The 25,609-nt window shown below is 43.0% G+C and carries 45 protein-coding genes; 43 read left to right on the top strand and 2 right to left on the bottom strand.

What is annotated here, in order from left to right:
* Positions 1 to 73 precede the first annotated feature (73 nt).
* The 22 genes from SJ312_RS13360 (at position 74) to SJ312_RS13260 (ending at position 11,559) form a co-directional block, all read left to right on the top strand.
* On the top strand, positions 74 to 421 hold the full coding sequence (locus SJ312_RS13360) for a hypothetical protein (RefSeq protein WP_319867981.1): 348 nt from the start codon (positions 74 to 76) through the stop codon (positions 419 to 421).
* A 120-nt stretch (positions 422 to 541) separates the two neighbouring features.
* The gene (locus tag SJ312_RS13355) at positions 542 to 868 is read left to right on the top strand and encodes a hypothetical protein (protein WP_071243402.1); all 327 of its coding nucleotides are present in this window, start codon (positions 542 to 544) and stop codon (positions 866 to 868) included.
* A 307-nt stretch (positions 869 to 1,175) separates the two neighbouring features.
* Positions 1,176 to 1,562, top strand: coding sequence for a hypothetical protein (locus SJ312_RS13350; RefSeq protein ID WP_232006069.1), 387 nt, complete (start codon positions 1,176 to 1,178; stop codon positions 1,560 to 1,562).
* A gap of 2 nt (positions 1,563 to 1,564) precedes the next feature.
* On the top strand, positions 1,565 to 3,202 hold the full coding sequence (locus SJ312_RS13345) for a DEAD/DEAH box helicase (protein ID WP_318576254.1): 1,638 nt from the start codon (positions 1,565 to 1,567) through the stop codon (positions 3,200 to 3,202).
* Positions 3,165 to 4,121, top strand: a complete 957-nt coding sequence (locus tag SJ312_RS13340) for a primase-helicase zinc-binding domain-containing protein (RefSeq protein ID WP_319867972.1) — start codon at positions 3,165 to 3,167, stop codon at positions 4,119 to 4,121. Before SJ312_RS13345 ends, SJ312_RS13340 begins: the two co-directional genes overlap by 38 nt.
* A 216-nt stretch (positions 4,122 to 4,337) precedes the next feature.
* Positions 4,338 to 4,511, top strand: a complete 174-nt coding sequence (locus SJ312_RS13335; RefSeq protein ID WP_319867971.1) for a hypothetical protein — start codon at positions 4,338 to 4,340, stop codon at positions 4,509 to 4,511.
* Between the two features lie 3 nt (positions 4,512 to 4,514).
* Positions 4,515 to 4,832, top strand: a complete 318-nt coding sequence (locus tag SJ312_RS13330) for a hypothetical protein (protein ID WP_210789267.1) — start codon at positions 4,515 to 4,517, stop codon at positions 4,830 to 4,832.
* Positions 4,819 to 5,022: a DUF551 domain-containing protein gene (locus SJ312_RS13325; protein ID WP_046334329.1), complete on the top strand. Its 204-nt coding sequence runs from the start codon at positions 4,819 to 4,821 to the stop codon at positions 5,020 to 5,022. The genes SJ312_RS13330 and SJ312_RS13325 overlap by 14 nt, the downstream gene beginning before the upstream one ends.
* Complete coding sequence (locus tag SJ312_RS23510; protein WP_413776561.1) at positions 5,019 to 5,225, top strand: Lar family restriction alleviation protein; 207 nt, start codon at positions 5,019 to 5,021, stop codon at positions 5,223 to 5,225. The genes SJ312_RS13325 and SJ312_RS23510 overlap by 4 nt, the downstream gene beginning before the upstream one ends.
* A complete protein-coding gene (locus SJ312_RS13320) occupies positions 5,188 to 5,469 on the top strand; it encodes a DUF4752 family protein (protein ID WP_413776560.1) in 282 nt (93 codons plus the stop codon). Before SJ312_RS23510 ends, SJ312_RS13320 begins: the two co-directional genes overlap by 38 nt.
* Positions 5,470 to 5,478: 9 nt before the next feature.
* A complete protein-coding gene (locus SJ312_RS13315; RefSeq protein ID WP_004916478.1) occupies positions 5,479 to 5,925 on the top strand; it encodes a recombination protein NinB in 447 nt (148 codons plus the stop codon).
* A 20-nt stretch (positions 5,926 to 5,945) separates the two neighbouring features.
* Complete coding sequence (locus SJ312_RS13310; RefSeq protein WP_319867965.1) at positions 5,946 to 6,383, top strand: hypothetical protein; 438 nt, start codon at positions 5,946 to 5,948, stop codon at positions 6,381 to 6,383.
* Positions 6,384 to 6,504: 121 nt separating this feature from the next.
* Positions 6,505 to 6,879, top strand: coding sequence for a hypothetical protein (locus SJ312_RS13305; protein WP_319867963.1), 375 nt, complete (start codon positions 6,505 to 6,507; stop codon positions 6,877 to 6,879).
* A gap of 75 nt (positions 6,880 to 6,954) precedes the next feature.
* Positions 6,955 to 7,548 carry a recombination protein NinG gene (locus tag SJ312_RS13300; RefSeq protein WP_319867962.1) on the top strand — a complete coding sequence of 198 codons (594 nt, stop codon included), beginning with the start codon at positions 6,955 to 6,957 and terminating at the stop codon, positions 7,546 to 7,548.
* Positions 7,538 to 7,822, top strand: coding sequence for a hypothetical protein (locus SJ312_RS13295; protein ID WP_210849389.1), 285 nt, complete (start codon positions 7,538 to 7,540; stop codon positions 7,820 to 7,822). The genes SJ312_RS13300 and SJ312_RS13295 overlap by 11 nt, the downstream gene beginning before the upstream one ends.
* Positions 7,823 to 7,825: 3 nt before the next feature.
* Entirely contained in the window at positions 7,826 to 8,209 is a 384-nt protein-coding gene (locus tag SJ312_RS13290) for an antiterminator Q family protein (RefSeq protein WP_319867960.1), read from the top strand.
* Positions 8,210 to 8,834: 625 nt separating this feature from the next.
* Entirely contained in the window at positions 8,835 to 9,248 is a 414-nt protein-coding gene (locus SJ312_RS13285; RefSeq protein WP_071548375.1) for a putative holin, read from the top strand.
* Complete coding sequence (locus SJ312_RS13280; RefSeq protein WP_136135528.1) at positions 9,245 to 9,523, top strand: hypothetical protein; 279 nt, start codon at positions 9,245 to 9,247, stop codon at positions 9,521 to 9,523. Before SJ312_RS13285 ends, SJ312_RS13280 begins: the two co-directional genes overlap by 4 nt.
* Complete coding sequence (locus SJ312_RS13275; RefSeq protein ID WP_140171640.1) at positions 9,510 to 9,866, top strand: D-Ala-D-Ala carboxypeptidase family metallohydrolase; 357 nt, start codon at positions 9,510 to 9,512, stop codon at positions 9,864 to 9,866. The genes SJ312_RS13280 and SJ312_RS13275 overlap by 14 nt, the downstream gene beginning before the upstream one ends.
* Positions 9,851 to 10,240 carry a hypothetical protein gene (locus SJ312_RS13270; protein WP_319867956.1) on the top strand — a complete coding sequence of 130 codons (390 nt, stop codon included), beginning with the start codon at positions 9,851 to 9,853 and terminating at the stop codon, positions 10,238 to 10,240. Before SJ312_RS13275 ends, SJ312_RS13270 begins: the two co-directional genes overlap by 16 nt.
* A gap of 535 nt (positions 10,241 to 10,775) precedes the next feature.
* Positions 10,776 to 11,315: a Rha family transcriptional regulator gene (locus SJ312_RS13265; RefSeq protein WP_210846710.1), complete on the top strand. Its 540-nt coding sequence runs from the start codon at positions 10,776 to 10,778 to the stop codon at positions 11,313 to 11,315.
* 10 nt (positions 11,316 to 11,325) lie between these two features.
* Complete coding sequence (locus tag SJ312_RS13260; protein WP_319867953.1) at positions 11,326 to 11,559, top strand: hypothetical protein; 234 nt, start codon at positions 11,326 to 11,328, stop codon at positions 11,557 to 11,559.
* Positions 11,560 to 11,691: 132 nt separating this feature from the next.
* On the opposite strand, the gene SJ312_RS13255 is transcribed toward SJ312_RS13260, so the two are convergent.
* Positions 11,692 to 11,820 carry a hypothetical protein gene (locus SJ312_RS13255; RefSeq protein ID WP_319867951.1) on the bottom strand — a complete coding sequence of 43 codons (129 nt, stop codon included), beginning with the start codon at positions 11,818 to 11,820 and terminating at the stop codon, positions 11,692 to 11,694.
* Positions 11,821 to 11,871: 51 nt separating this feature from the next.
* On the opposite strand from SJ312_RS13255, the gene SJ312_RS13250 reads away from it, so the two are divergent.
* The 20 genes from SJ312_RS13250 to SJ312_RS13160 all read left to right on the top strand — a co-directional run bounded on the left by SJ312_RS13250 (position 11,872) and on the right by SJ312_RS13160 (position 24,475).
* Positions 11,872 to 12,153, top strand: a complete 282-nt coding sequence (locus SJ312_RS13250; RefSeq protein WP_319867950.1) for a hypothetical protein — start codon at positions 11,872 to 11,874, stop codon at positions 12,151 to 12,153.
* Between the two features lie 53 nt (positions 12,154 to 12,206).
* On the top strand, positions 12,207 to 12,398 hold the full coding sequence (locus tag SJ312_RS13245; protein ID WP_319867948.1) for a hypothetical protein: 192 nt from the start codon (positions 12,207 to 12,209) through the stop codon (positions 12,396 to 12,398).
* A gap of 8 nt (positions 12,399 to 12,406) precedes the next feature.
* Entirely contained in the window at positions 12,407 to 12,667 is a 261-nt protein-coding gene (locus SJ312_RS13240; protein WP_036983118.1) for a DUF2560 family protein, read from the top strand.
* Between the two features lie 58 nt (positions 12,668 to 12,725).
* Positions 12,726 to 13,151 carry a terminase small subunit gene (locus tag SJ312_RS13235; protein ID WP_319867945.1) on the top strand — a complete coding sequence of 142 codons (426 nt, stop codon included), beginning with the start codon at positions 12,726 to 12,728 and terminating at the stop codon, positions 13,149 to 13,151.
* Positions 13,135 to 14,439 (top strand): PBSX family phage terminase large subunit, encoded by a 1,305-nt coding sequence (locus tag SJ312_RS13230; protein ID WP_319867944.1) that lies wholly within the window; start codon positions 13,135 to 13,137, stop codon positions 14,437 to 14,439. Before SJ312_RS13235 ends, SJ312_RS13230 begins: the two co-directional genes overlap by 17 nt.
* Before the next feature lie 11 nt (positions 14,440 to 14,450).
* On the top strand, positions 14,451 to 15,893 hold the full coding sequence (locus SJ312_RS13225) for an anti-CBASS protein Acb1 family protein (RefSeq protein ID WP_319867943.1): 1,443 nt from the start codon (positions 14,451 to 14,453) through the stop codon (positions 15,891 to 15,893).
* Positions 15,847 to 16,857 (top strand): phage minor head protein, encoded by a 1,011-nt coding sequence (locus tag SJ312_RS13220; RefSeq protein ID WP_004918436.1) that lies wholly within the window; start codon positions 15,847 to 15,849, stop codon positions 16,855 to 16,857. Before SJ312_RS13225 ends, SJ312_RS13220 begins: the two co-directional genes overlap by 47 nt.
* Positions 16,858 to 16,869: 12 nt before the next feature.
* The gene (locus tag SJ312_RS13215) at positions 16,870 to 18,261 is read left to right on the top strand and encodes a DUF2213 domain-containing protein (RefSeq protein ID WP_004918437.1); all 1,392 of its coding nucleotides are present in this window, start codon (positions 16,870 to 16,872) and stop codon (positions 18,259 to 18,261) included.
* Between the two features lie 3 nt (positions 18,262 to 18,264).
* Positions 18,265 to 18,705, top strand: coding sequence for a hypothetical protein (locus SJ312_RS13210; RefSeq protein WP_004918439.1), 441 nt, complete (start codon positions 18,265 to 18,267; stop codon positions 18,703 to 18,705).
* A 10-nt stretch (positions 18,706 to 18,715) separates the two neighbouring features.
* Entirely contained in the window at positions 18,716 to 19,792 is a 1,077-nt protein-coding gene (locus SJ312_RS13205; RefSeq protein WP_193450979.1) for a major capsid protein, read from the top strand.
* Between the two features lie 8 nt (positions 19,793 to 19,800).
* A complete protein-coding gene (locus SJ312_RS13200) occupies positions 19,801 to 20,010 on the top strand; it encodes a hypothetical protein (RefSeq protein ID WP_319867937.1) in 210 nt (69 codons plus the stop codon).
* Positions 19,994 to 20,365 (top strand): hypothetical protein, encoded by a 372-nt coding sequence (locus tag SJ312_RS13195; RefSeq protein WP_319867936.1) that lies wholly within the window; start codon positions 19,994 to 19,996, stop codon positions 20,363 to 20,365. The genes SJ312_RS13200 and SJ312_RS13195 overlap by 17 nt, the downstream gene beginning before the upstream one ends.
* Positions 20,362 to 20,730, top strand: coding sequence for a hypothetical protein (locus tag SJ312_RS13190; RefSeq protein ID WP_319867934.1), 369 nt, complete (start codon positions 20,362 to 20,364; stop codon positions 20,728 to 20,730). The genes SJ312_RS13195 and SJ312_RS13190 overlap by 4 nt, the downstream gene beginning before the upstream one ends.
* 1 nt (position 20,731) lies before the next feature.
* Positions 20,732 to 21,097 (top strand): HK97 gp10 family phage protein, encoded by a 366-nt coding sequence (locus tag SJ312_RS13185; protein ID WP_319867932.1) that lies wholly within the window; start codon positions 20,732 to 20,734, stop codon positions 21,095 to 21,097.
* Positions 21,094 to 21,462, top strand: coding sequence for a hypothetical protein (locus SJ312_RS13180; RefSeq protein ID WP_052127995.1), 369 nt, complete (start codon positions 21,094 to 21,096; stop codon positions 21,460 to 21,462). The genes SJ312_RS13185 and SJ312_RS13180 overlap by 4 nt, the downstream gene beginning before the upstream one ends.
* Before the next feature lie 67 nt (positions 21,463 to 21,529).
* Positions 21,530 to 22,285, top strand: a complete 756-nt coding sequence (locus tag SJ312_RS13175; protein ID WP_319867930.1) for an Ig-like domain-containing protein — start codon at positions 21,530 to 21,532, stop codon at positions 22,283 to 22,285.
* Between the two features lie 51 nt (positions 22,286 to 22,336).
* Positions 22,337 to 23,023, top strand: coding sequence for a DUF6246 family protein (locus SJ312_RS13170; protein WP_053110919.1), 687 nt, complete (start codon positions 22,337 to 22,339; stop codon positions 23,021 to 23,023).
* Between the two features lie 34 nt (positions 23,024 to 23,057).
* Positions 23,058 to 23,150, top strand: a complete 93-nt coding sequence (locus SJ312_RS23505; RefSeq protein WP_071599646.1) for an SEC-C metal-binding domain-containing protein — start codon at positions 23,058 to 23,060, stop codon at positions 23,148 to 23,150.
* Positions 23,151 to 23,158: 8 nt separating this feature from the next.
* A complete protein-coding gene (locus tag SJ312_RS13165) occupies positions 23,159 to 23,440 on the top strand; it encodes a hypothetical protein (protein WP_004916404.1) in 282 nt (93 codons plus the stop codon).
* Positions 23,441 to 23,581: 141 nt separating this feature from the next.
* Positions 23,582 to 24,475 carry a hypothetical protein gene (locus tag SJ312_RS13160; protein WP_196715497.1) on the top strand — a complete coding sequence of 298 codons (894 nt, stop codon included), beginning with the start codon at positions 23,582 to 23,584 and terminating at the stop codon, positions 24,473 to 24,475.
* Between the two features lie 68 nt (positions 24,476 to 24,543).
* On the opposite strand, the gene SJ312_RS13155 is transcribed toward SJ312_RS13160, so the two are convergent.
* Positions 24,544 to 25,317, bottom strand: coding sequence for a LexA family transcriptional regulator (locus SJ312_RS13155; protein ID WP_319867928.1), 774 nt, complete (start codon positions 25,315 to 25,317; stop codon positions 24,544 to 24,546).
* 103 nt (positions 25,318 to 25,420) lie between these two features.
* Here SJ312_RS13155 and SJ312_RS13150 point away from each other — a divergent pair, with 103 nt between their 5' ends.
* Positions 25,421 to 25,591 carry a hypothetical protein gene (locus SJ312_RS13150; RefSeq protein ID WP_154600744.1) on the top strand — a complete coding sequence of 57 codons (171 nt, stop codon included), beginning with the start codon at positions 25,421 to 25,423 and terminating at the stop codon, positions 25,589 to 25,591.
* The last annotated feature ends 18 nt before the right edge of the window (positions 25,592 to 25,609 follow it).

The following is a 25,609-nucleotide window of genomic DNA, read 5'->3' as shown; positions in this document are numbered from 1 at the left end:
CTATATAAAAAAGTAATACACACTCACTGGATCGTGAGTCACGGACTAACTGTATCTAAAAGGACTATAGACTATGGAAAATGCAAAAAATATCAAAGTAGAGTGCTCATCAAACGAATTGATGACGTTTTACATTCAACAAATGTATTCAGTCGGTAATAACGGACTCGCTAAGGCGCTAGGAATACACCCATCAAAATCCAGTCGAGATAAAGCCAGAATATTCGATTTAGCTTGCCAGTTGGTGAGTAAGTTCGGATTGCCGCCTGATTCGGTAAACATCAGCGATAAGCCAACGAAAGTTGTTCTTGAAGGTGATTATGCAGAAAGGATTATTCAGGCTCTTGAAGGGAAGGGAAAGGTTAAAAGAAAAGCCTCAACCACGGCGAATGATGAGGCTCAAATCAGTTTAAACATTTAATTTTATTTACCCATTAATACTGGACGAATAATCAGTATTAGTCAAGTAATTTGATTACTCATAGATAATCTCATTAATAAAAATTTAATGGGCTTTAATTTCATGAGGTTAAAAAAGAATATGGATAATTATGAGTATAACGTCAATATTTTAATGCCAAATTGCTATTTTGAACAGGATGAGAAATGGATTAAGGAAATGTTATTGAGGCTAAGGCCATCAGTAAGGCCAAAGGTATCAGTTAAATATTCTGAGGTTTATCAAGAACATTTTGACGATGAGCCTATACCTTACAAAAAAATAAATGCTGGTAGAAAGGCTGCAAATACACGGTTAAGGAACTTTGTAAAAAACTACTCTTCCTACCTCGATGGATATGTTTCCGAACCGAGAGTTTTTCAACAAGGCACTGGCCAGATGAACCAACCATCTCAAGGCGTCGCCTGAATCACCGAATTCAATACAAAAATATGGCCTGTTCCTTGGAAAGTGTAGCAATGCTGACACATGGCACTAGGTATAAGTATCTGATTCAAAAACCAAAAAAAAGAAAATCCGAGTTCTAACTTGACCCCTATAAGGACAAGGAAGGGTATTTTGAAAATTTCTTAAAAATCAAATAGTTAAATAACGTCAAAACGACAGGGTTTGTCGCTTTTTGCGACAGGTTCGGTCGCTTTGTTAAAAATCAATAGGTTACGATTTTATGCACAAATGGTCACGCGTTTTTAAAGCCAAGGAGCTGTTCAAACGAATGGCTGGATTGTCTCCCGTAGCAACGGAGCTGTACGGACATATCGTTGAGAATTGTGACTGGCGGCATGGGCGTTTTGTTGCGACTTCGGCAGAGGTTGCAAGCGAGTTAAACGTCACATCGCGAAGTATTCAGAGAGCCAACAAAGAGCTTGAGGCGGTAGGGTTAATCAAGTTTAAGCGTGGCATATACGCAATAAACCCAGAGTTTAACTGGGGAGGGAGGAGTTGGAATATATCGAAATCATGTTACTACACGATGGACAGGAAAGGTGCTCAGGTTATTGATTTTAATGACGCAGCAGAAGCCATTAACTCAAAAAAACTTGAGGGAATAGCCCGAAAAACCTTGAGGGAGGTAGACGGGCGTAACGCAAAAAGGAATTAATCATGCTCAGTATAACGCCAAAAGCTAAGCAAGTCACTGCACTGGATATGCTCAGGAAGAACTGGAATCAACACCGAACGATGTTACTTTCTGCAAGTGTTGGATTTGGTAAAACCGCGATAGCCGCATTCGTGGCTGACGGCTTAGTTTCTAGAGGGATGAGGGTCATGTTTGTCGCCCCCTACACAGTGCTGATTGAACAGACTGCAACACGGTTTGTTGAGTACGGACTGCCAGTCGATGAGATCAGTTACTTGTGGCGCGACCACCCACTGTATGACCCCAGCAAGTTGATTCAAATTGCATCTGCAGACACGTTAATTCGCCGCAAATTCCCTGACAACATTGATTTACTCATCATCGATGAAGCCCACATGAAGCGAAAAAAAATACTCGAAATTATCCGAGATACGGATATTCGTGTGGTTGGGTTATCGGGGACGCCCTTTGCTAGTTGGATGGGCGAATACTACGAAACACTGATTAAACCAACGACGATGAAGGAGTTAATCGAAATTGGTGATTTGAGTCCTTATGAATTTTACGCGCCAGATAATCCCGATGTTAGCGGTGTAAAAACATCAAAACTATCGGCATTTGGCAATGACTACAACGAGGAGCAGTTAGCAAAAATCATGGGCGATTCTGATTTGGTCGGGAATATCGTTAAGTTTTGGCTAGAACATGGCGAGGACAGGCCAACGGTTTGTTTTTGCGTCAATGTCAGCCATGCAAACTACGTCACGATGGAATTTAACCGAGCGGGGGTCAACGCAGAGGTTATGACCGCAGACACGCCACACGATGAGCGGCAGTTGATTATTAACCGTTTTGAGAGTGGATCTACAAAAATCATCGTTAACGTTGGTGTTTTGGTTGCAGGGTTCGATAGTGACGTTCGCTGCATCATCTACGCGAGGCCAACAAAATCGGAAATCCGCTGGGTTCAGTGTCTTGGTAGGGGATTGCGTACTGCACCAGGTAAAGATAAATGCTTGATATTTGATCACTCAGGTTCTGTTCACCTTCTCGGGTTCCCTGATGAAATTGAATACGACGACCTGCAAAACAAAAACGATGGCATGAAAACACAAAGCAGCTACCGAGATCAGGTCAAGGCAGAGAAAAAACCTAAAGAGTGCCCATCTTGTCACTACATGAAGCCCGCAGGCGTTTACGTTTGCCCTAAGTGTGGATTTAAACCACTGATGGGGGAAAACGTTCAAGTCGATGAAACACGCGAACTCAAAAAGCTGAAAGCGGGTGAACAGATATTCACCAAAGAGCAAAAACAAAGTTGGTGGTCACAAATCAAGTTTTATCAAAAACAGCGTGAGATATCAGGCAAGCCTATTTCTGATGGTTGGTGCGCTCACACGTACAAGAAAAAATTCGGGGTATGGCCTCGTGGATTACATGATACACCGCAAGAGATAACACCCGAAGTTAGTAATTACATTCGTTCAAAAAATATCGCTTTTGCAAAGATGCAAGCGAAGAAAAATACAAAAGAGGTAAAACCGAAAACAGAGGCTGAAAAAATAGCCTCAGCAAGGTCACACTTGGAAGATATACGGGAAAAGCTCAGCTTAGGAGGTAATCGTGAAGACGGTAGAGGCAGTAATAGGTCGATGGCCTGAGATATTTGAGTATTACAAATTACCGCCAATCACAGGGAAAAAACACTATCAAGGGGAATGCCCTATATGCGGAAAGAAAGGAAAATTCAGGATAGATAATAAAAACGGTAAGGGAACTTGGATATGCTCATGTGGTGCTGGTGATGGCTGGAAGCTACTGGAACTTACCCAGCAAAAAGATTTTAGAGTTTTAGCCAGTGAGATAGATCGATTAATCGGGAACAGTTATTCAGGTCAAGCAGTACCGCGCACAAAATCAGATGTAAAAGCCACTCGTTCAAAAGTTATCGCAAGGTTCGCCTCACTAATCCCACTTAAAGATACATCAGCTCATAGATATTTGATGAGCAGGGGGATCAACGTTTTACCATCTCAGCACGTCAGATACAGTAACACACAACAAAATGGATTTACTTCGCTCTGGTCAATTGCAACAGATGATCGTGGTGCTGGCTGTTATCTGCATAGGACGTTCTTGGATGGTGAAAAAAAGGCAAATTTTGAAGGAAATAAACGCCTTACCAAACTACAGGAAGATAACTATTTAGATTTTGCTGGCTCTATTGCCATTCGAATGAGCCCAGTAGCATCAACGCTGGGGATTGCCGAGGGGATAGAAACGGCTCTTTCATGTCAGCAAGTCTACGGCTGTAACACTTGGTCAACGCTTAATGCCAATTTCATGCGTAAGTTTAGAGCGCCGAAAGGTGTTAAGCACCTCATCATATTTGCAGACACGGACAGCAACGGCACAGGGCTAGCAGCCGCTTTTGAGTGTGGCAATCGAAACATCCTTAGTAATAACGACGTTGAAAAAGTCAGCGTCCGATGGATTGACGGAACAGGCGATTTTAACGACATGCTAGTCAATGGGGCAAAAGTATTTCAACAGGAGTTATGGCGCAAGCAAGCAGCCTAACACACCAAATCATAAGGACTTCTAGATGAACTATAGGGCAATTATCGTTTGTATGATTTTTTATCTATTCCTGCTTCTCATGTTTCTGACCATCACTGAATTTAACACTGAAAGACTAGCTTTTGACCTGCTTATTTTTAACGGAGCATTGGCAGCGGTTGGATTTTATTTATGGGCGTCAAAAAAGCTTATTGATTGGGCGTGGGGTAACAAGTGATGCAGGAAACTAAACGTAGCGAAAAAACGCCAGAGACCGGAAGCCATGTAATGGTAAGACTAGGAACCATGCTTTACGCCATGCGTATCAGTGACTTTAATGAAGTTTGGGATAACAAAGAAATCCCATCAGTCGCGGAGCTTGAAAACATCAATAATTGGACGAGGTGTTGAGTGATGAAAGGAACAACGTTAACAGAGCTATTGGCAGCATGGAAAAATCACAAAGATATCATTTCAGCTAGGGCGCATGCAGCTGCTGGATATCCAGATAGAAAGCGATGGCGTGAAATAATGGCGGCTCGCAAAAGGAGGCTTAACAGAAGCCGAATATTTATTAGAGCTAGTGTCGTGGCTAGAGTGTTAGAAAATCATGAGCTTTTTCAATATATGAATGAGATTCGCGGCAGTAACGGACTACCTAAAGTGATTTACACATTCGGCAATTCAGGCACAGCAAAAAGCCAACGGGAGGCATCTAATGCAGGGAACTAATTGGGTTAAGTGTTCAGACAAAATGCCAGAAGTTGGTAAGCCAGTAATTGTTAAGTTGGGAACCATGCTTCACATCATGCACATCAGCGACTTTGACGGCAAATGGGATGATGGTGAGTTTTTATCTGGGGTGGGATTAGAAAACATCAAGTATTGGCACGAACTCCCACCAATGCCAGAGGGTGAATGATGAACGAGCTCAAGAAATGCCCGTTTTGCAATAACGATTTGCTAGATGAGAAATCAGCAGCACCAAATTTTAAATATATCCGCTGCCCTAGATGTGGAATGGCTGGCGCTTACGGATTATCAAGCGAACAAGCGATTCACTTTTGGAATACATTGCCGAGAGAGGGTGGCGCAGCATGGAACAGGAGAGCTAACAGTGAGTGATGAAACATACAAATGGATAGTTGGGTTGTTATCAATGATGGGCTACGTGTGGATTGTTACACAGGCGTTTTGCTGGTTCGTAAGTTTGATTTTCAGCAAGCTATTTAAACGAAAGTCAAAGGAACGCAAGCAAGCGGCAATTGATGAATTGTACGATGCGTTTGAACTGGGCGAAATTAAAGATAACCAGACTATTAAGGTTGCAACCAAAGGCGGCTTAGTCGTTATGATTTATCGTCAATAGGAGGCTAACTTGGAGAAAGCCACAAAGTTTCTTCTAAGAAATAAACGAATACGTGAAAACCTAATAGCCACAATAAATGCTCTACCCCTCAACGAAGAATTCCCCCTAGAAGTAAAAATCTCAGAATCCAGCCGAACACTACCGCAGAATGACATGTTTCATGCGCTATGTGGTGATGTGTCAAAGCAAATGACACTCAACAATGAGCCACTGAAATTATGGCAGTGGAAGAACGTCTTTGTGTCTGGTCACTGGATGGTTACTACGGGAGCGAAAGAATCACCACTAATTCGTGGCATTGAAGGCGAGCTATTAAACATTCGCGAGAGCACGTCTCAGATGGGCAAGAAGCGCATGAGTAGCTTAATTGAATACTCGACAGCTTGGGCGGTAGAAAGTGGCGTGAAGCTACGTACAACTCGTTATGAATACAACTACTACGGTCACAGGGAATAACTCAAGGAGCAGCAAGAGAGATGACACATGATGAACTATGCGAGATAGCAGTTAAATTTCTTCGCAAAAATGGCTTTGAAATCGTGTTCGATGACAAGCTGAAATCTGTTAACTGCTCAGGCGAACAGCCCGACGCGATTGGATTTAGGAGTAGCGTGAGTTGTTTAATTGAAGCGAAAGTGAGTCGTTCTGATTTTCTAGCTGACAAGAAGAAGCGATTTAGGATAAAACCAGAACTCGGCATGGGAGACTGGCGTTTTTTCATATCACCGCCTGACATTATCAGTATTGACGATTTGCCGAAAGGATGGGGGTTGCTTCACGTCACTGGCAATAAGGTTGAGAAAGTGCATGGGTGGCCTAGCAATTGTCTGTGGATTAGTGAGAAGCCGTTTAAATCAGACAAACAAGCTGAGTGCAATCATTTGTATAGTGCGTTACGGAGAATGAATAAATGACACCTCAAGAAAAACTAAAGCAACTAGATGAGCGCTTAGATGAAGTGCATAAGCTAATTGTTTATCTAAATGAGTGCCGCAGGGAGTTAATAAATCGTCACAATCTAAACAAGGAGAAGTTATGACTCAGCAAGGTAAGAATGCGATTGAAATAATCAAAGCGGTTAGAGGGCTTGAATATTTCACCACAAAACAAGCGCAAAACATAACAGGAATACCTTACTCAACGGCAAGTTACATTATCAGCCTAATGCGTAAATTTGCGGCCGTGTCAGTTGTAGGGAAAAGCAAAGGTACATTGAAATACACAATATCACCTGATGCTGCGCAGATTGTTAAGCGTGAATTTATCGAAGTTTTCAAGCCTGCTCCTAAGAAAATAGACGATGAAATAGTAGGTCGTGGAATGGTCTATGTCGAAAAGGCCAATGTGCAAGGTATGGGTAGTACACTCCTAAAACGCATGGATTCGTTATTGAGTGAGGTGAGGGCATGAAGAAACAATTATTCTTTGGCCTCATTGTTGGCCTAATAGTTACCGCTGTTTGTATTTTCGTGGAGGCTGTTAAATATGGCTAACCCAAGTCGACGGCGCTGTAAAATATGTAGGGAGTGGTTTCATCCCAAGTACGAAAATATAGAGTGGTGCAGTCCGGAACATGGAGCAGAATTAGCAATCAAGCGACGAAGTAAGGAGAGGGAAAAACTAGAAGCTAAACTCAAGAAAGAACAGAAGCAAAAAGAAGTAAAAGCCCGCGACAAACTCAAAGCCCGCAAGTTAGCAGTAAAACCCCGCAGTTATTGGATTAAACAAGCACAACAAGCCGTCAACGCATATATCAGAGAAAGGGACCGTGATTTGCCATGCATATCATGCGGAACGTTTCAATCTGCTCAGTGGGATGCTGGTCATTATCGGACTACCGCTGCGGCTCCACAACTTAGATTCGATGAGCGCAATATTCATAGGCAATGTGTTGTTTGTAATCAGCATAAGTCGGGGAATCTAGTTCCATATCGCGTAGAGCTTATTAATCGAATAGGGCAGCAAGCCGTTGAGTCTATCGAGTGTGACCATGAGCGCCACAAGTGGACTATTGATGAATGCAAAACCATCAAAGAGGTTTTTAGGAAGAAACTGAAGGAGCTGAAAGATGCAGGCTGAAATCACGACCATTCCAGAATTACTCATCAAAACGTATGGGAATATGGCAGAAGTTTCTAGATATCTAGGATGCTATCGAGCGACGGTAAAAAAATACTCGAAAGATGTTAACGCTGAAGGTCATGTAGTTATCAATGGTCGCCTAATGACGATATATAAAACAAGAGTGAATGGCACGTCCAGTCTCGCCAAAGAATTAGATAGTGCCGTTTCTATTGTTAAGTGTATTAAACCTGAAGCTGATTGCAAAAGCTCGCAAATTAACACGAGGTGAACAATGCGCGATATTCAACTTGTGTTGGAGCGATGGGGAGCTTGGGCGGCGGATAATACAGAATCAGTGCAATGGTATTCTGTAGCGGCTGGGTTCAGTAGTTTAATTCCAAGTAAGGTGAAGTCACGAGACCAGTGCTGCGAAGATGATGCAATGATTATCTCCGAATGCATGGCTCAACTAAATAAGAAAGATAGCAAAATGCATGACCTGCTACTCGATTATTATCTGTTTGGTATGACATTCATTCAGTTGGCTAAAAAGCACAAATGCTCTGATGGCCATATTGGGAAAAAGCTACAAAAAGCGGAGGGGCAAATCGACGGAATGTTGATGTGGTTAGATATAACCTTGGAAATGGATAAATATGTAGAAAAAATCCATTAAATCACTTTACGTACGTAAAATAGCTGATATTGTGATAAGAGTGACAACAACGTCAGCAGCTTATAGAGCCTCACTTCGGTGGGGTTTGTTGTATAAATATCTCAGTAAATCGCAATCAATCGTGACGGGAAACTATCATTAGCAGAAATGCCGACATTGCGGATGAGTAATAATAGTGCCCCTCATAACCTCTACGCAGAACGGAGAAATCTGGTTTGCGATACGTTTGGGGCTTTCGATGTAAGCGGCTCTTCATTTTGGAGAGTTGTGTGATTAGGGACGCCAGATGATGCTTTGGTCGACGGATATCTGGTGTCCCTTTCTATTTTAATTCCCCCGAATTCGAGGGGTTTAACTCTTACCTCAATTTTTAAATTTTGCGGTAACGTTTACTTTGGTTCCCTCATCAATGAGGGTAGCATAATGTAACGTATTGATATTGTTCCGTTATGGGAATTCACATAACGACAATTCCAACCTGTCGGTATAACCGACTAGTTCAAAATTCAAGAGGTCGCCTAGTGCGGCCTTTTTCGTATACGCCGCCACAGAATCACTACTATCACTCACTTTCACTGAGCGTCTGTGCGCGGCTATCTATTAACTAAAAACACAGGTGTCACATATGCCAAGTACCGCAGCTGGTGCTATCGTCGGCGCGGCAGGCGGTGGTGCAATCGGATTAATGACAGGAAGCTTTGACTACGGTGTAATTACAGGTGCAATTATTGGTGCAACTGTTGCGGTCATAGCCTCAAAAGATAACAACAAGAAAAAGGTTCTGTTATTTATCTTATCGTTTTTAACTGGCGTTCTTATCTCTGAATCAGTAGAGCGAATAATTGTAGCTGAGACGGGTTATGAGATAGGTAAAACATTAACTGCCATTCTGGTTTCAGCGTTATTCATTTCATTGCTTCTCATTATCGCAAGTAGCGAAACACTAACTAAGGCCATTAGATGGCTACCAAGACTCATTGAGAATAATTTCTCCGTATTGATGAGCACCTTAACTGAAAAGTGGAGGGGCAAAAAATGAGTTATCAGGAGATTATCAACTATACGAATGTAGTCGTGTTAATTCTCATGGCCATTCGTGTATTTCTATGTAATTACGCTCGCCACAGGGATTCATTTATCGGCATGGTGCTTATCTGGCTTTGTATCTGGCAAAGCTACCAATTAATAAAGCCTAATGATTTCGATACGAGCTTATCTAACTTACTCGGTGATGTGTTCATCTGCGTTTTGGTTTTCGCAGCTAAAGGCAACATCATGCAGGTATTTAAAAAGGTGAAAAATGAAATTAAGTGAGCATTTCGATAGTAAAGAATTTGCATGTAAAGACGGATGCGGAGCAAATCAAGTTGAATCAAAGTTGGTTGAAATTCTTGAAGGTGTTCGCGGCCACTTTGGTAAGCCAGTAATTATTGTCAGCGGTCGTCGCTGTGTTAATCACAATAAAAATGTTGGCGGAGCACCAAAATCTCAGCACTTATTAGGTACAGCGGCAGATATCAAGGTTAATGGTGTGACGCCGAAAGTTGTCGCTGATTATCTTGAATCTCAGTTTCCTGATAGCTACGGCATTGGTCGCTATAAGACATTCACACATATTGATGTGAGAGGATATAAAGCACGATGGGGCAGCAATTAAGCATACTAACCAAAGCGTTAATGGCTGCTTGTGCAATCTTATTATTCTGGCTTATCTGGGTTATGAATGACTTTGATAAGTTACAGGTTAAATTTGACAAAAAGTCTAACGAACTATCTGCAAGCCAACTACTAAACAAAGTAACCCAATCCGCTATCACTCTTCACTATCAAGTATCACTCGATAACATCAAAGCAAAGCAATTAGAGGACTCAGAACATGTCAAAGTTAAGGCTGTTATCAAAACAGTGCTCAAAGACAATGAGTGCGCTAATACTGCTGTGCCCGATGATGTTGTTAGTGAGTTGCGGAACTACAAAAGAGGTATTGATTCCCGTTCAGTCTCCGCCAATACCAGCGCAACTAACCGCTGATTGTCCTCAGCCAGATATCCCTGAGAAAGTAGATTGGGGTGACTTTCCTCAACTATTGGCTGATGCTATGAACTCAATAGCAAAGTGCAACTTGGACAAGAAAGCAATACGGGAAATTGAACAACAAAGAAATGCCCCAGATATCGGGGCGAAGCGAGAATAGTAGTTCATGAATGTAACGCAACTATACGTTAATCGTGAATGACCACAACCTTAAAAAGGTAGCAATCTCAAACGGATATTACAAATATGAGCCTCGCAAAATAGCGGGGCTTTTTAATGGATGCAATTCCGCCATATAAGGGGGTGATTTCATCTGGCTGACGGGTAAGCCGTAAGTGACCAAAGTAACGTAGTGATACGTGATGATGGTTGCGAACTCTACGCATTTCACCGCTCATTCACAGAGTAATTTTAAAACGTCGAATCCAATCACTTTGATATGAGCCTTCGAGGAAGTCAGTTATAGCTGGCGAGCTTCGACGGGCTGATTTTCTATGTGAACGAGGGTTCATTTCAAATGTAGGTAATACGTATGAATAATTTAATGGTAGTTAATGGTATTGATTTTCGTGAGCTTGTATTTCTAAGCGGCTCAAATGCAGAAACAGATACATTCAAGGTGGCTTTAGCATTTAAGAAGAGTCACAAGGATGTATTAAGGAAGGCAAGGTCAGTCATTAAGTCGTGTTCGCCTAGTTTTGCAGAGCGCAATTTTACGCTTTGCCATGAAAACAATAACTTACAGAATGGTAAGCCTCAGCCATTTTACAAAATGACCCGTGATGGCTGGATGATGTTAGTAATGGGATTTACTGGAGATGAGGCTGTGAAGCTCAAAGAGGCATTTATCAATGCCTTTAACTGGATGGCTGATGTTATTACCAAAAATATCCGCACCATGGAGCAAGAGAGAAACGAAGTAATTCTTGAATTCATGAAAGAGAAAGATGTGGCTAGCATGTCAGGCCGATTACTAAACAGGTGGGGCAGAGTTAAAAAGCCACAACTTCTTAATCGAATTGCGGAGATAGAAGAAAAAGGCCAGCTACGATTACCTGAATTCAACGCATAAGGATATCACCATGAAAATAAATACAACTGGACTAACAACGGGTCAATCTTTTGCAATTTTAGCAGCATGCATGATCGCCGCGCTATCAATAAGTTTCTTTGTGTCATGGTGCTTGCTGCATATTTGGAATTGGTTTGCTGATTCAGCAGGGTTCGACTTGGCAATAAGCATCAACTGGGGAACTGTGGTTGGGCTATCAGTAATTCTATGGGTTCTTAAGTCGATATTTGGCAAGAAGGAATAGGTCGCTCAGCGGCCTTTTTTATGCGAAAGTATAACTACTGGCTAGAGTCGCTCTCGAAAAGTGGTATCGTCACCACCTGCCAGTATTTCAATGACGAATAACTAGACGAGGTTACTATGGAAGTTCAATTGGTTAATGGCCCATGCGAAGGTATGAAGGCGCAAGTAAAACTAAACGATGAAGGGATGCCTCCATCAACGTACATAGCTGAGTTGCCAGCGGTATGCAATGACGTTCATGTCGACGGAATTGTTGAGCCATTTAATATTGCGCCAGACAAGTTTATCTACGAACTGCACGTAACAGTGAGAAATGGCGAGCCTCCGCATTTCGAATATCGCTTTCCTGAAAGATGAGGGTATGGTAATGAGTGAACTTGAGCACTTACCTTGGACTGGCGCTGCATTGAAAGTTGCACTGATAATGACTGTAGAAACCATGAAACTAACTCCAGAGGAAGCCTATAGTCAAAACATCATTGTTGTAGTTGGCCCATTCGCTAGACCATACAGAGAGATAATGGCAATAGCCGAAGAGTATGGTGAAAAGGAAATACCTAAGTCGATGCGCGATAAGCCGCTGGATATTAAATAAACAACAAGAATTCATAATGGCCCGCCTAGTGCGGGTTTTTTATTGGGTGGAATATGAAGAACTACGACATAGACGCCAAGACTACAGGGTTCGGAACGAAGATTGATATAACCGATGGTGAGTTGACTGCTTGCTTGCGACAGGCTGGAGAAATTAGGCGCATCACTGTCACTGGTCGCGGCAATGTGCGGCAGATTAAAACTATCGCCAAGACGTTTTATAGAGCATTACATACACAACAATAAGGTAAAGCATGACTACTGAACTAACAGCAAAAGAGAAAATCCGCTTAGGCTTACTTAAACTAACAGGCAATAACACCGCAGCAACCGCAAAGGCAATTAAGCTCATCAACGACGACCAGCTTGAATATGAGCTATTTGTTCAACTGTGGAATAGCAACAACGGCAACTTTGATAACGGCAGTGTCGATACGCTAACGAAAGTTGACTCCGTCTATCAGCGAGTGCAGGAAACAAAGAAAACGTTATTCAACGATGAAGTAGCAGAATAACCAATCACAAAGCCAGTTCGAGTGAGCCGGCTTTTTAATTTGTTATGAGGATATGAATATGGCACTGACAGTTAAGCAAGAGAAATTCTGTCAGGCATACGTCGAAACAGGTAATTCGTCCGAAGCTTATCGAGTAGCGTATGCCACGGGTAAAATGAAGACAGAATCTGTTAACAGGAAAGCAAAAGAGCTATTGGACAACGGCAAGATTACGGCAAGGGTTAATGAGCTAAAGAGTGATCATCGTGAGAGGCACAATTTGACTGTTGATGATTTGCTAAAAGAATTAGAAGAGGCTAGAAGGGCTGCTCTAACGGCAGAGACACCGCAATCATCAGCGGCGGTTGGTGCGACCATGGGCAAGGCTAAGCTTCTTGGGCTTGATAAGGTAGTAGTTGATCACCAATCATCCGATGGAAGCATGGCGACCAAGCCAACAGTTATTAGATTGGTAGGAGTATCACCTGATGGAGCAGACAGTTGATTTACCCATCCCTGCCAAATTAGTTCCAGTATTCGCAAAAGAAGGAGTTCGGTATCGCGGTGCTTATGGTGGTCGCGGTAGTGCAAAGACTCGCACATTTGCAATGATGAGCGCAGTAAAAGCGTATCAGGCAGCAGAGCAAGGAATTAGCGGAGTTATCCTGTGTGGTCGTGAGTATATGAACTCGCTAGAAGAATCATCAATGGAAGAAGTTAAACAGGCGATCAGGTCTGTTCCTTGGCTAGATGATTACTTTGATATTGGCGAGAAATACATTCGAACTAAGTGCAAGAAAGTTAGTTATGTATTCTGTGGGCTAAGGCATAACCTAGATAGCATTAAATCTAAAGCAAGGGTGTTACTGGCTTGGGTGGATGAAGCGGAATCAGTATCAGATTTAGCATGGAAAAAGTTAAGGCCCACCGTCCGTGAGTCAGGCTCTGAAATATGGATAACATGGAACCCTGAAAAGGATGGTAGCGCCACAGACAAGCGATTCAGAAAAACACCTCCGAAGAATTCAATTATCGTTGAAATGAACTACAACGATAATCCATGGTTCCCTGATGTTCTGGAAGAAGAAAGGCTTGATGATCTTAACAGCCTTGAATATTCAGACTACGCGTGGATATGGGAAGGTGCTTATCTTGAAAACTCTGATAAGCAGGTGTTAGCGAATAAATACGTTGTTCAATCATTCCCCGATGACCTCTACAAAAAAGCAGACAGATTGTTATTTGGTGGTGACTTCGGATTTGCGAAAGACCCAAGCACTCTTATTCGTATGTTTATGTTGGACAGGAATTTATACATTGAATACGAAGCATATGGCGCTGGAGTTGAGCTTAATGACATGTGGAAGTTCTACGCTGGTAAAGATGGGGCTACAGATAAGCAATTGGCAGAGTGGGAAGTAACCGATGATGCCAAGTTCACAGGAATTCCAGAGGCTAGAAAGTGGCCCATTAAAGCGGACAACTCAAGACCGGAAACTATTAGCCATATCAAGACGCAGGGATTCAACATTTCCTCGGCCAAGAAATGGCAGGGAAGCGTTGAGGATGGCGTGACATTCCTTAAAGGCTTCAAGCAAATCATCATTCATCCTCGCTGTAAAGAAACAGCAAAAGAAGCCCGTCTTTACTCATACAAAACAGACCGGATCACTGGTGAAGTATTGCCTGTGATTTTGGATGCAAACAACCACTGTTGGGATGCTGTTAGATATGGGCTTGATGGGTATATCACGCAAAAATCAATAGCGGGAATGCTTGTTAGAAAACGTTAATGAGGGCAAAAATGGGAGTAAATCAACAACGGCTGTCATTAGCGGTTAATAACGCGGTGAAAGCCATGCAAAGAGCTAGAATGTCCTACGTTCAGGCGTTAGGCACTGGCAACACTAAAAGACCTCGAATATGGAATGAGTTTGGCTGGCCTGAGAATCTAAGTTTTGATGATTTTTACAGGGCGTATGATCGCAATGCGCTAGGCGGTGCTGCGGTTGATAGATACATATCTGGGTGCTGGATTGATTACCCTGAGATATTCGAAGGTGACGAAGAGGCAGACCAAGACGGCTCAACTGATTGGGATAAGAGCCTTAATAAGCTACTCAAAAAGCACTGGGAACAGGTTGTAGAGGCTGACAAACGTAATTTAGTGGGCCGATATTCTGGTCTAATCATCCAAATCAGAGATAACAGACAATGGAATGAGCCAGTTGACACTACCATCGTTAAAAAACTGAAAGATAAGGCCATCGTTCGCTTAATCCCTGCGTGGGAAGCTCAGTTAGACGTTAAAACTTGGGATGAAGACCAAACAAGCGAAAACTACTCCATGCCAACGATGTACTCGTTTACTGAAATGGCTGTGGGGGATGATAGCGACGGATCACCATCTCGAATAATTGATATTCATCCTGACAGAGTTATAACGCTTATCGAAGGTGCTGCCGATGGTAAAATGTCATCCGGCGTATCTTTGCTGAGAAAAGGTTATAACAAGCTGCTCGATATTGAAAAGGTTTCGGGTGGTAGTGCAGAGGGCTTTCTTAAGAATGCCAGCCGACATCTCAATTACAGCTTTGGTGAAAACACTGACTTTACCGCCTTGGCTGACGCCCTAGGGACTAACCTTGAGGGGCTCCCAGATGCGCTAGATGAGCAAGTAAGGCGCTTAAACCAAAGCATTGACTCAGCTTCATTTATGCAAGAGGGAACAGCTACAGTGTTATCGGTTGCCGCTGCTGACCCTGAACCGACATGGCGTGCATTACTCGCTGAGTTTGCGGCATCAATCAACATGCCAGTTAAGGTGCTTATCGGTCAGATTACAGGGGAGCGCGCTTCAACTGAGGATATGAAAGATTGGGCAAGAACCTGTAAATCAAGGCGTGAAGGGTTTCTCTCGAAAGTTATCACTGATCTAATCCATCAACTTGGAAAGCTTGGCGTCATTGAGCAAAAAGACGAGATAACAGTAAGCTGGTCTGATTTGCTTGCACCCAGTCAATCTGAAAAGCTGGATAACATGAGTAAGGCTGCTGATGTTGCAATGAAGACGCAAAACTCATTTGGGCGCTCAGTCCTGATGGAGAACGAGATTAGGGCGCTTGGCGAGTACCCAACATTGCCTGAGTTTGAGAACAGCGAGCCGCCAGAGTCAGGCGCCAAAGGAGACCCATTAGTCGATGATGAAGAATCAAAAGATAGGGGCGCCGATAATACCAAGGAATAAGGCTGACCCAACACAATCGGGGCAGCAAGTTAGAAAGATGTTCCGTGATATTGATAATCGGTATTACGAGCTCAAGAAGGCACTCAAGCAACTCTTCGACCTGTCATTCACTGGTAGAGAGAAAACGCAATCACCCACTCAAAACTACATACTCGCTAAAAACGCACAGGATGAGCCTGATACGATTTTTAAGGTTAACGCTGGCGTTTATATATATGAACTAGCAGAACGTCCCACAGAGTACGCTAGATTCCTTGAAAGACTGCAATCAATACTTGATGACTACCTTCTCGAAGGTGGCGACGAGCGATTGTGGGCTTTTGAGTATGTGCTTGATGGGTATGAGCGAGGCACCCTGAACGCCTACACTAACTTAGCCATACAATCCGAAGTCTACGCACAGCAAACAACACTTACTTATCTATTGTCACAGCCAGCCTACCAGAATCAGGTTGCAGCGGCATTTATCTCTACATACAGCGATTGGCGCGGCTTGTCTGATGCTGTACGCACTGACCTTGCTAATGTAATCGGTATGTCGATAGCGCGAGGCATAAACCCACGCGAGACAGCGAGGATAGTTAGCAAGCGATTAGATGTATCGATGACTAGAGCAAAGGCTATCGCACAGACTGAGCAGGTAGGCGCACTTCGTAGAGCAAACTGGAATGAAACGACATGGGCTAGTGAAAGGCTAGGGCTGAAAACTGGCATCCTATGGATATCAGCGCTCAAACCAACGACTAGACCTAGCCATGCAGCACGTAGCGGTAAGATATTCACTGTTGAAGAGGCGGAGCATTTCTACTCAATCAATGGCAATCGCTATAACTGCTACTGTGCCAATCAACCAGTATTACTGAATGAAGACGGCACGCTGCATAACCCTAGCGTTTTAGACAGGCTCATTCAGTCTCGTGATGAGTGGGAAGAAAAGCAACAGGAAACAACAAGTAATTCATAAAGAGGCCAACGCATGAAGCTATCCAGCATTCATGTTAAATCACTGGCTGTCAACTCCTCCAATATTTCAACTGAAACTATTGATGGTGATGAGCATATCGTCATACGTGGCGTAGTGCCTGTCGTCGATGATGTTGTGATGAATGGGGGGTTATATCCAGCTAGTGAGATTAACAAAAGCTTTAAGTCGATAGAGGGGCGTCAATGCCCATATGGACACCCTAAAATTGGCTCTGATTATGTATCAGCAGATATGCCGCGAGCAGTCAATCAGTATCACATCGGTGCATGGGCTGAAAACGTCCGTAAGGATGGCGAAAAGGTCGTCATGGACGTGAAGGTGAACCGTCGATTCGCAGACGGCAGCGAGAAAGGGAAAGAGTTCTTATCCCGCATTGATGACATTATCGCTGGTAACAACTCGGAGCCTATTCATGTTTCAACGGGGTTATTACTCCAGCGCGAACAGAACAAAGGCAAGTCAAAAGGTAAAACCTACACATGGGTAGCCAGAAACATGCACTTCGATCATGTCGCTATTTTACCCGCATCAGAACCAGGAGCTGCTACGCCAGAAGATGGCGTGGGAATGTTCGTGAATAGCGAGGGTGAGAAGCTAGAAACTGAAACAGCAGAGCTTATTGATGCGGCAAACTGCACACAAGAAGGCTTATTTAACAAAGCTAAGTTCTTTTTCGCTAACAACTCATTCTCATTTGAAGATATCTATTCCGCATTACGTGCGGCATTACGCAATGCTTCCAGTGGCGATGATTGGCCTTATCCCGAAATGGTATGGCCCGATAAATTCATTTACTACAAATCAGGTAAAACCTACCAACAAAAATACCTCATGAACGATGACGGAGACGCCGAACTCGTTGGTGAGCCTATCGAAGTTGTGCGCAAGCCAACAGAGTACGAAGTTAAAACCAATAAGGAAACTAACCCGATGAAAGAAATCATCACGAATGCGCTGAAGGCGAAAGGCATCGAAACAGAAGGTAAATCTGATGCTGAGTTGCTGGATGCCTACAACCAGATGAATGCCGAAGAAAAGAAAGGGGAAGCACCAGAGGAGAAATCTGAGCGTGATAAAAAAGAGAAGGAAAAAGATGCCGCGACAAATGCGGATGCCATTACAGCGGCAGTGAATGCAGCGATTAAGCCGCTAACCGATAAAATTGACGCTCTTGAAGGTCAGTTAAATGCCAACGCAGACAAAGAAATCAATGCTATGCGTGATGCTGTGAAAGCTAAATTCGGCATGTCCGACACAGCAGTTAATGCGCTAAGTGGCGACCCACTGAAAGAGCTATACGCAAAATGCAATGTATCGCATGGCTTGAATGGTTCATTCCAACAAGTCAATTCCTCTCAATCAGTTTCAGATATGCCGGAGTAAAACATGGTGAGCAAAAAACGTGTAATTCATGCGGGCGGTGTATTTCCTAACCCGCTATTAAATCGTGAAGGTGCGGCGGCAGTTGATACTAAGGCTGGCGTTATCGGCTTCTATGATGAGGCTACTGCTAAATTCACACCATCAGTTGATGGCAAAGAAGCAAATATTCTGTATGTGTCCAACTTTGATTATCTGCGCTGCCAAACGGTAGATGATGAAATCAAAACGGGTGATTGGGTTGTGGCAATTCAACCTATGCAGGGCATGTTTTTAAACGTACGTGCCGCTGCTGGCACATACAAGAAAGGCCAAGCGGTCATTGTTGCTAACGGTCAAATCACACTGGCAACTGGTGCAGAAGGTGAAAGAGTATTTGCCTATGTCGAAGAAGATACAGCATTAACCGTTACGGATGGTGAGCTGGTTCGTGTTGTGTTCAAGTAAGGAGAACTGAATGTTTTATTTTTCAACTAGTCGAGCAACCGAAACAGGAAATCTCGAAGCCAACCAAGCGCAGTTCAGTGAATTGCAGTTAGCCCGTAATTCATCTGCTCAAGCGGTGGCTGATTTTATTTCTCGCGCTCGTTTTCGTGGGGAAAATGCACCGTCACTGGACGCAACAAATGCCATTGATGATATTAAGCGGCTTTACAAGGCATATGACCAGACTGTAATGGCTGAATTTCAGCCGACTACTGAGTTCACATTGTTAAATGACCTAATGGGGCTATCGCGCTCAGTTCGACTGGAAGAGTCGGTGTATGAATATGCGCGAAAAGGAAGCGGCGGAATTGCTCATACATCAATGAGTGGTCAAATCGGTGCGTTATTAGAAGCAAGTGCGTATGACTTTGATGGCACAATGGTTCCTATTCATGATACTGGCTTTAAGTTCGGTTTCCGTGACCCTATCTTTGCTAAAGGCTCGGCGCTGGCCTCTTTATCAGATGCGCAGAAAGACTCGGTCGATACTGTTCGTCGCAAGTATTTGGACTTTATCTGGAACGGCTTCCGCGATGCCGCAGGTAATTTCATTGCGTTTGATGGCAAGACATTTAAGGGGTTACGTAATGATGAACGCGTGGCTCAAGTGACATTGAATATTGATTTTACAACTGAGCAAGATGGCAAGAAAATCCGCACTGAAATCATCAAGCTGCGTGACGTACTGAAACTGCAAAACCTGCAATACGGTGAGCAAACTTGGTACGTATCTGGCGAAATCCTGTCTAACTGGGAATCTGTCTACTTCGATGTTAACCAAACCCGCACCATTCTTGAAGAGGTCAAGAAAATCACGGGCATTAAAGACATCAAAGAAGATTATGAGCTGAAAGGTAACGAAGTTCTGATTGTTCCGCTGGGTGCTGGCGTTATCGCTCCTATCGTCGGTCAGGCATTCGGTACTGTTGCTGACCCTCGCCAGTTCTACAACTCAGATTACATCTGGCGCACATGGGGGGCTGCTGGCCTAATGGTTAAGCAAGACATCGCTGGTCACTTCTCAGTTATTCACGCTAAAGGCGCATAGGGGGATTCATGGCACTGGTAAAGGTTATTTCAAGTAACTTCTTTGCTGGTGCCGACCTCAAAAAGCTAGAGGTTGGCGCTCAGTTGGAAGTCTCAGAAGAAACTGCCGAAACATGGCTACGGGCTGGGCTGGTAGAGCGAATCGAAGAACGAAAACTCGAAGTCGCTACACCAGAGAAGAAAAAAGGCAAAGGTAAGGCAGATGGTGATAACACTTGATGACGTAAAGCCAATGATAGCCGAGCTTGGGTTTACATTGCCTGATTCTGTGCTGCTGTTGCTGCTGGATCAAGTGAATGCAAAATCTGAATGCTTGGCGGCTAACTATGATGAATCACTGCAAAAGCTGCTTCTAGTTTATGCACTGGTTCGCCTTGCCTCATTGTCTGGTGCTCGAAAGATATCATCACAAGGCGCTCCTAACGGGGCGTCACGTTCATTTGCCTATGATTCCTCTGGGACGGATTATTTACTGAAACAGTTGAGGGCATGGGATACGGCAGGGTGTTTATCTACGTTGCCTCTAGCGAGTAAATCGGCTGGGTTCTTTCGTGCTGTGGGAGGTTGTCATTGAGCGCTACCGCTAATTGGTCATATACCAATATCGCAACAATTTACCCTGTCATTCATGGTGGCGGCGAGTGGGGGGATGAAACCACCTACGGGCTTCCTTATCTTATTGACTGCACATGGCAATCTAGCAATGAAGTTGTGAAAGATGACATGGGGAAAGAGTTTGTTACCAACAACGTATTTTTCACTGAGTTAAAACGCAACGGCGTAGATGTACAAAAGCCAGAGCGCGGTTTCTACATTGCCAAAGGTGATACCACTTCTCAATCTGACCCGAGAGTCGCAGGAGCTGACATCATCATCACAGTTAAAGAAGATGATATGAGCTTTTTCGGGGAAGGGCCAGATTATGAAATAAGGACTTGATATGGCTGGCAGAGTTAGGGGGCTTGACAGTGCAAGGCGCAATACACGAGCGTTTATTAACGCAACAACAAAAAAAGCGGAAACAGCAATACATAAAGCGATCCTTGTCGGTGCTGAGCTGTCTGCTGTGTATACCCCTATTGACACATCAACGCTAATTAATTCGCAGTTTCGCGAAACTAAAGTGAACGGCACTCGCATAACGGGGAGGGTTGGTTATAGCGCAAGTTATGCGGTGTATGTCCATGACCCTAAAGTGAAGCAAAACTTTAGGCGTAGCTCTGCGAAAAAAGAGTTTTTGAAATCTGCATTTGAAGAGTCCGAGGCTCGCATACATGAAGTGATAACAAGGGAGCTGAGAGTGTGATTATTGATGATTTTCTTGACTACTTAAAGCGCGGTGGACTTACTGATGGATTCATTGTTCAACGCTTAGACTGGAAAGAGCGTCCAGAAACTAAAATCCAGCAATATATTGTTATCCGTCCTGCTAGTGGTTCTGGTCGGTTGGGTGAGTTGAGTGCAGATGATTATGTAGATGTTATTCTCGTGTCCGCACAAGATGACCCAATCCCCGCATTAACTCGCGCTGATGAAATACTCAAATATGTCGCGGCAAATCCTAGTGACTGTAATCTCAACTCAGTTTTTAACATGGGTGGGCTGCCATCAGGAATTGTAACCACAGAAAACCGAACGATATTCAGGCTCTCATTCCGCTGCTTATCATAAACAAACAAATCTCAAACTAGGTCGCCAATGTGCGGCCTTTTTTATTTTCTATAGAAAGAGGTAAAACATGGCTAACTGCCCCGTACAAACTAACAAGTTGATTGGGCGCAATGCAGTTATTCGTATTGCTCCTGGCTGCCCTGACCAAGTTCCAGCGCAGTCTGCATTTAAGCGGATTGGCGCGATTACAACAAAGTCCTTTGATTTATCACCAAATTCGATTACGTCAGAGGCAGACGATACAAAAGGCCTAATAGAAAACATTGTTACCAACATGGATCTCTCTATCTCATTCGACGGAGAGTATCGCAAGAGAGACAAAGATACTGACTTTGGGCCATTAAAGCTATTACAGGAGATCCCTAAAGAAGTGCAAATGGGTCGCCAGCCTGCTTATTGGGTGCAGATGGACTTCACTGGAGAGGATGCTGTTGTTCTTCAAGGGTATTTTGTATTCACATCTTGGTCTTCTGATTTTCCAGCATCAGAAATCGCTACTTACTCGGGAGAGTTAAAAGTATCTGATGCTGACTCGATTGAATGGCTAGTTGAGGAAGTTGCAGTAACAGGAGTATCAGTCACGCCCGCAACATTGAGCGTAAAAGCAGGTGAAACAGGCACGTTCACAGTTAACTTCACGCCAACAGATGCAACCAATAAAAATTACACGGTTGTAAGTGATAAGGCTAACTTTGCAACAGTTAGTAAGTTGGTGAATGTTGTCACTGTCACAGGTGTTGCAGCAGGAACAGCAAATGTAACTGTCACATCTGAAGATGGTGCAAAAACTGCTAAATGCGTAGTCACTGTCACGGCTGCTTAATATTACAAAGGGTGCTTTCGAGTGCCCTTGATAATATTTTCAGGGGGAAAAATGGCAGCAAGAAAGGAATATGGCGAATTCATAATATCAACGCCTGACAAAGATTATTTTTTCAAGCCTTCATTTGATGCGATGACAAGAATAGGAACGCCAGAGCAGATTGTTAATGCACTTACTCTGATAAGCGGGGCGGAGGCTCAGGCATTAATTGCTCGCGCCAAACATGCTTATGGAGAGGTTCCTGATTGGCTATTTAGAGCGTTAAAAAAACCAGCCTACGGACGCAGCGTTTTATCAACATCAATGATGGTGATGCAAGCTTGCTGTAATGATGATTGCGATGAGCTGATAGGCGAGTGGAAGCCAAGTAGAAATGGCTCAACATACAGGCTAGGCAAGATGCCTGTCACATCCATAATTGTGTTGGCTAATGAGTTAATGATGCATGGCATTGTTGGCAAAGTAAAGGTTAGAAAGCTTCAGCGTAACGAAGGTAAAAACGAATTTACAGATAGCTTTAATGCCATTGAGTACATCAATGCTGCTCGAGCTCATTTTGGAATGAGTCGTGAGGAGGCGGAGCAATTAACCATGACCGAGTTCGTCATGATGCTAAAAGCTAAATATCCAGACGAGAAGGGTTTCACGCGCGAAGAATACGACGAGATCATGAAAGCTGATGACCAGCGCAATGATGAGCTGATCAGTGGTAAGCGTCGGTTGGTGAGTAGGAAATAATACTAAGTAGGGCAGCAATGCCCTAGGAGGATACATGAACATAATCAAAATCAAACCAACCCGTAACCAGCATTGCCCATGTGGTAGCGGAGTTCGCTATAAGTGGTGCTGTGGGAAGTTGAAATAGGAGGATTTATGGCTAGCAAGAGGGAAATTCTATATGACTTAATTGAGTATAGGAAATCGGCGGATGCTTTGTATTATGATTTATATGAAGTTTCGACACTGGCATTAAAATTACTTGCTCCATTAGAACAAAAAGCACATAAATCGAGAACGGACGAAGATATGCAGTTTCTTGAGAAAATACATCAACTTACTCATAAGATAACAGATTGTATAAAACATTCGAATGAGTATGCGGAAGAGGGGCTTAAATCATATTCTCGCGCGCTTAGAAGCATTGGTGATTATTGATCATAAAACGAGTAGATGTCATTGTGTATGTATACAGTGGTTTGGTGTTTATCACTGATCAAATTACCAGATAACCATCCTTAAGTAATATTGATATTATGTAAAAAAAATTAATATACTCTACTCAAAGGATGTCAATGCATGGCTGAGGTATTGTCGTTAAGTTTTAAGGAGAAATTCTATTATTCAACTGAAAATCCAGTAAGTGTAAAAGAGATAATCAAATCTTTACAAGGCTGGGAAGCTATAGCAAAACAGTCGCGCGAAGTATTTGCAAATTTGACTGATTGTGAAATTGACGGAGTAGAGCTTGAAGTTGAATTATTGCGATCTGGCAGTCTATACGAAGACCTAGTAATTAAGTTATTATTTGGGTCGCAAGAAAAACTGGATAAGTTTGTGGAAAAATGTCACGCCGTGATAGGAGAAGGAGCCGTGAGAAATACACTTGTTTTTGCGGTTGTATCCGGAATGGTGGGATATGGATTATATCTTGCTAGTGCAGCCATGAGTCCAGACAAGGTAAGTCACTTTGAGGCAAACAACAATACGATTATTAATATTGGTGCAGGCGCTGCAAATTTGACACCAGAAGGATTAAAATCAGTTATTGAAACCTCTGTAAAGAATCCGAAATCATTGGCTGAAGGTGCTGTAAAAGTAATTTCACCAGCCAGAACAGATGAAAATGCTTCACTTATTATTGGTACTGGGCAGCAAACTATATCTATTCCGCCAGAAACAATCCGACAAGCTCCAACTTCAGTATCCATTGACCCGTTGACGCAAGTTAGAGATTACCCTGACGTTGATGTTCAAATAAGAGCACTAGATCTAGATAATCCCTCTAAAGGATGGGCTGCTGTTGTGCCGGGTATCATAGATAGAAGGGTTAAATTAGTACTAGACCCGAATGTATCAGCCGAATCTTTATCTGGAAGGCTTTCATTTCGCGGCGATATAACAGTAATTTCCACGTTGAAAAATAATGAATATAAACCAACAGAGATTTTGCTAAGAGAAATAATAGAGTAAGGCTTCAAACTAACCCACTCCGGTGGGTTTTTTGTTGCCTGAATCTAGCCCGTCCTTGGGCTGGGTGGTTATTTTTTTTCGGTAAGAGTATTTAGTAAGTTTTCAATTCGTTGTAGCTTAGACTCCATAGCACTTAGCTTTTCTTGTAAGTTATTATCAGTATCTATTGTCGTGCTAGTTGAGCTAAATTTTTTATTTGCCTTGATTCTATCAGATGTTAAGGATACCTGTGCCTGTAGCGCAACTCCGATTATTTGGCGCATATCTTCAATAATGTATGACGGGTAATCAACATTTAATGAGCAAAGGTACCAGTCCCCTTGATCAAATATGAGTTGTTTAAAGCTACAAAAACCATCAATGTAATGAAGTACATAATCCATATGATTAGGCTCTAACGATGGATCTATGATAACAATAGTGCCAGATGGGAAGCTAACCCCATAAGAAGAAGTCATTGAATCACCCATGATTTCATAGGCAAATGCTTTATCACTGGCATCAGGGATTGATGGTACAAATCTTGAAAAACTAGCTTGGTTCTTTAAGTCAAAAATCGAATCAGAGTAAGAAAGAACAGGTATAAGTGGCAACGTAATAGTTTTGACAACCTTGCTTAAATCAGGTGCCTCTCCTGTGCCTTCTGCTAGCCATTCTGATGTTGTGCCAAGGGCTGCGGCTAAGTTAGTTAAAATATTTTTCCTTGGTTTGGAGTTGCCAGCCTCATAGGCTGCGATCTGTCGGCGAACTACACCAACTTTTTCCGCCAATTCACCTTGAGTTAATTCTGCGGCTTGACGTGCCGCACTAATTCTATTTTTAAAACTATCATCAATTATCATATGTGAACTCTTTAAAATTCATATTGACACAATATGGAGTCATGGTATATAACTAATACTACATCATGAAGATGTGAAATTAAAATACTTCATAGGAGATAAAATGAAAAAAGATACTAGACCTTCACCTTATCCATTCAGAATGGAGCCAGATATGCGACAGTGGCTTGATGATGTCGCTAAAGAAAAACGACGCTCAACACAGGTTCAGCTTGAGTATATTGTGGAATTGGTAAGGGATATGGTGAATAAAGGTGAGATTACACTGCCATAATAAAAGGCCTCATCCGCG

This window comes from Providencia sp. CIM-Carb-044, from assembly GCF_033901115.1.
Taxonomy (GTDB): domain Bacteria; phylum Pseudomonadota; class Gammaproteobacteria; order Enterobacterales; family Enterobacteriaceae; genus Providencia; species Providencia hangzhouensis.
Note: the sequence above shows the minus strand (reverse complement) of the source record. Positions and strands in the feature narration are given on the sequence as shown.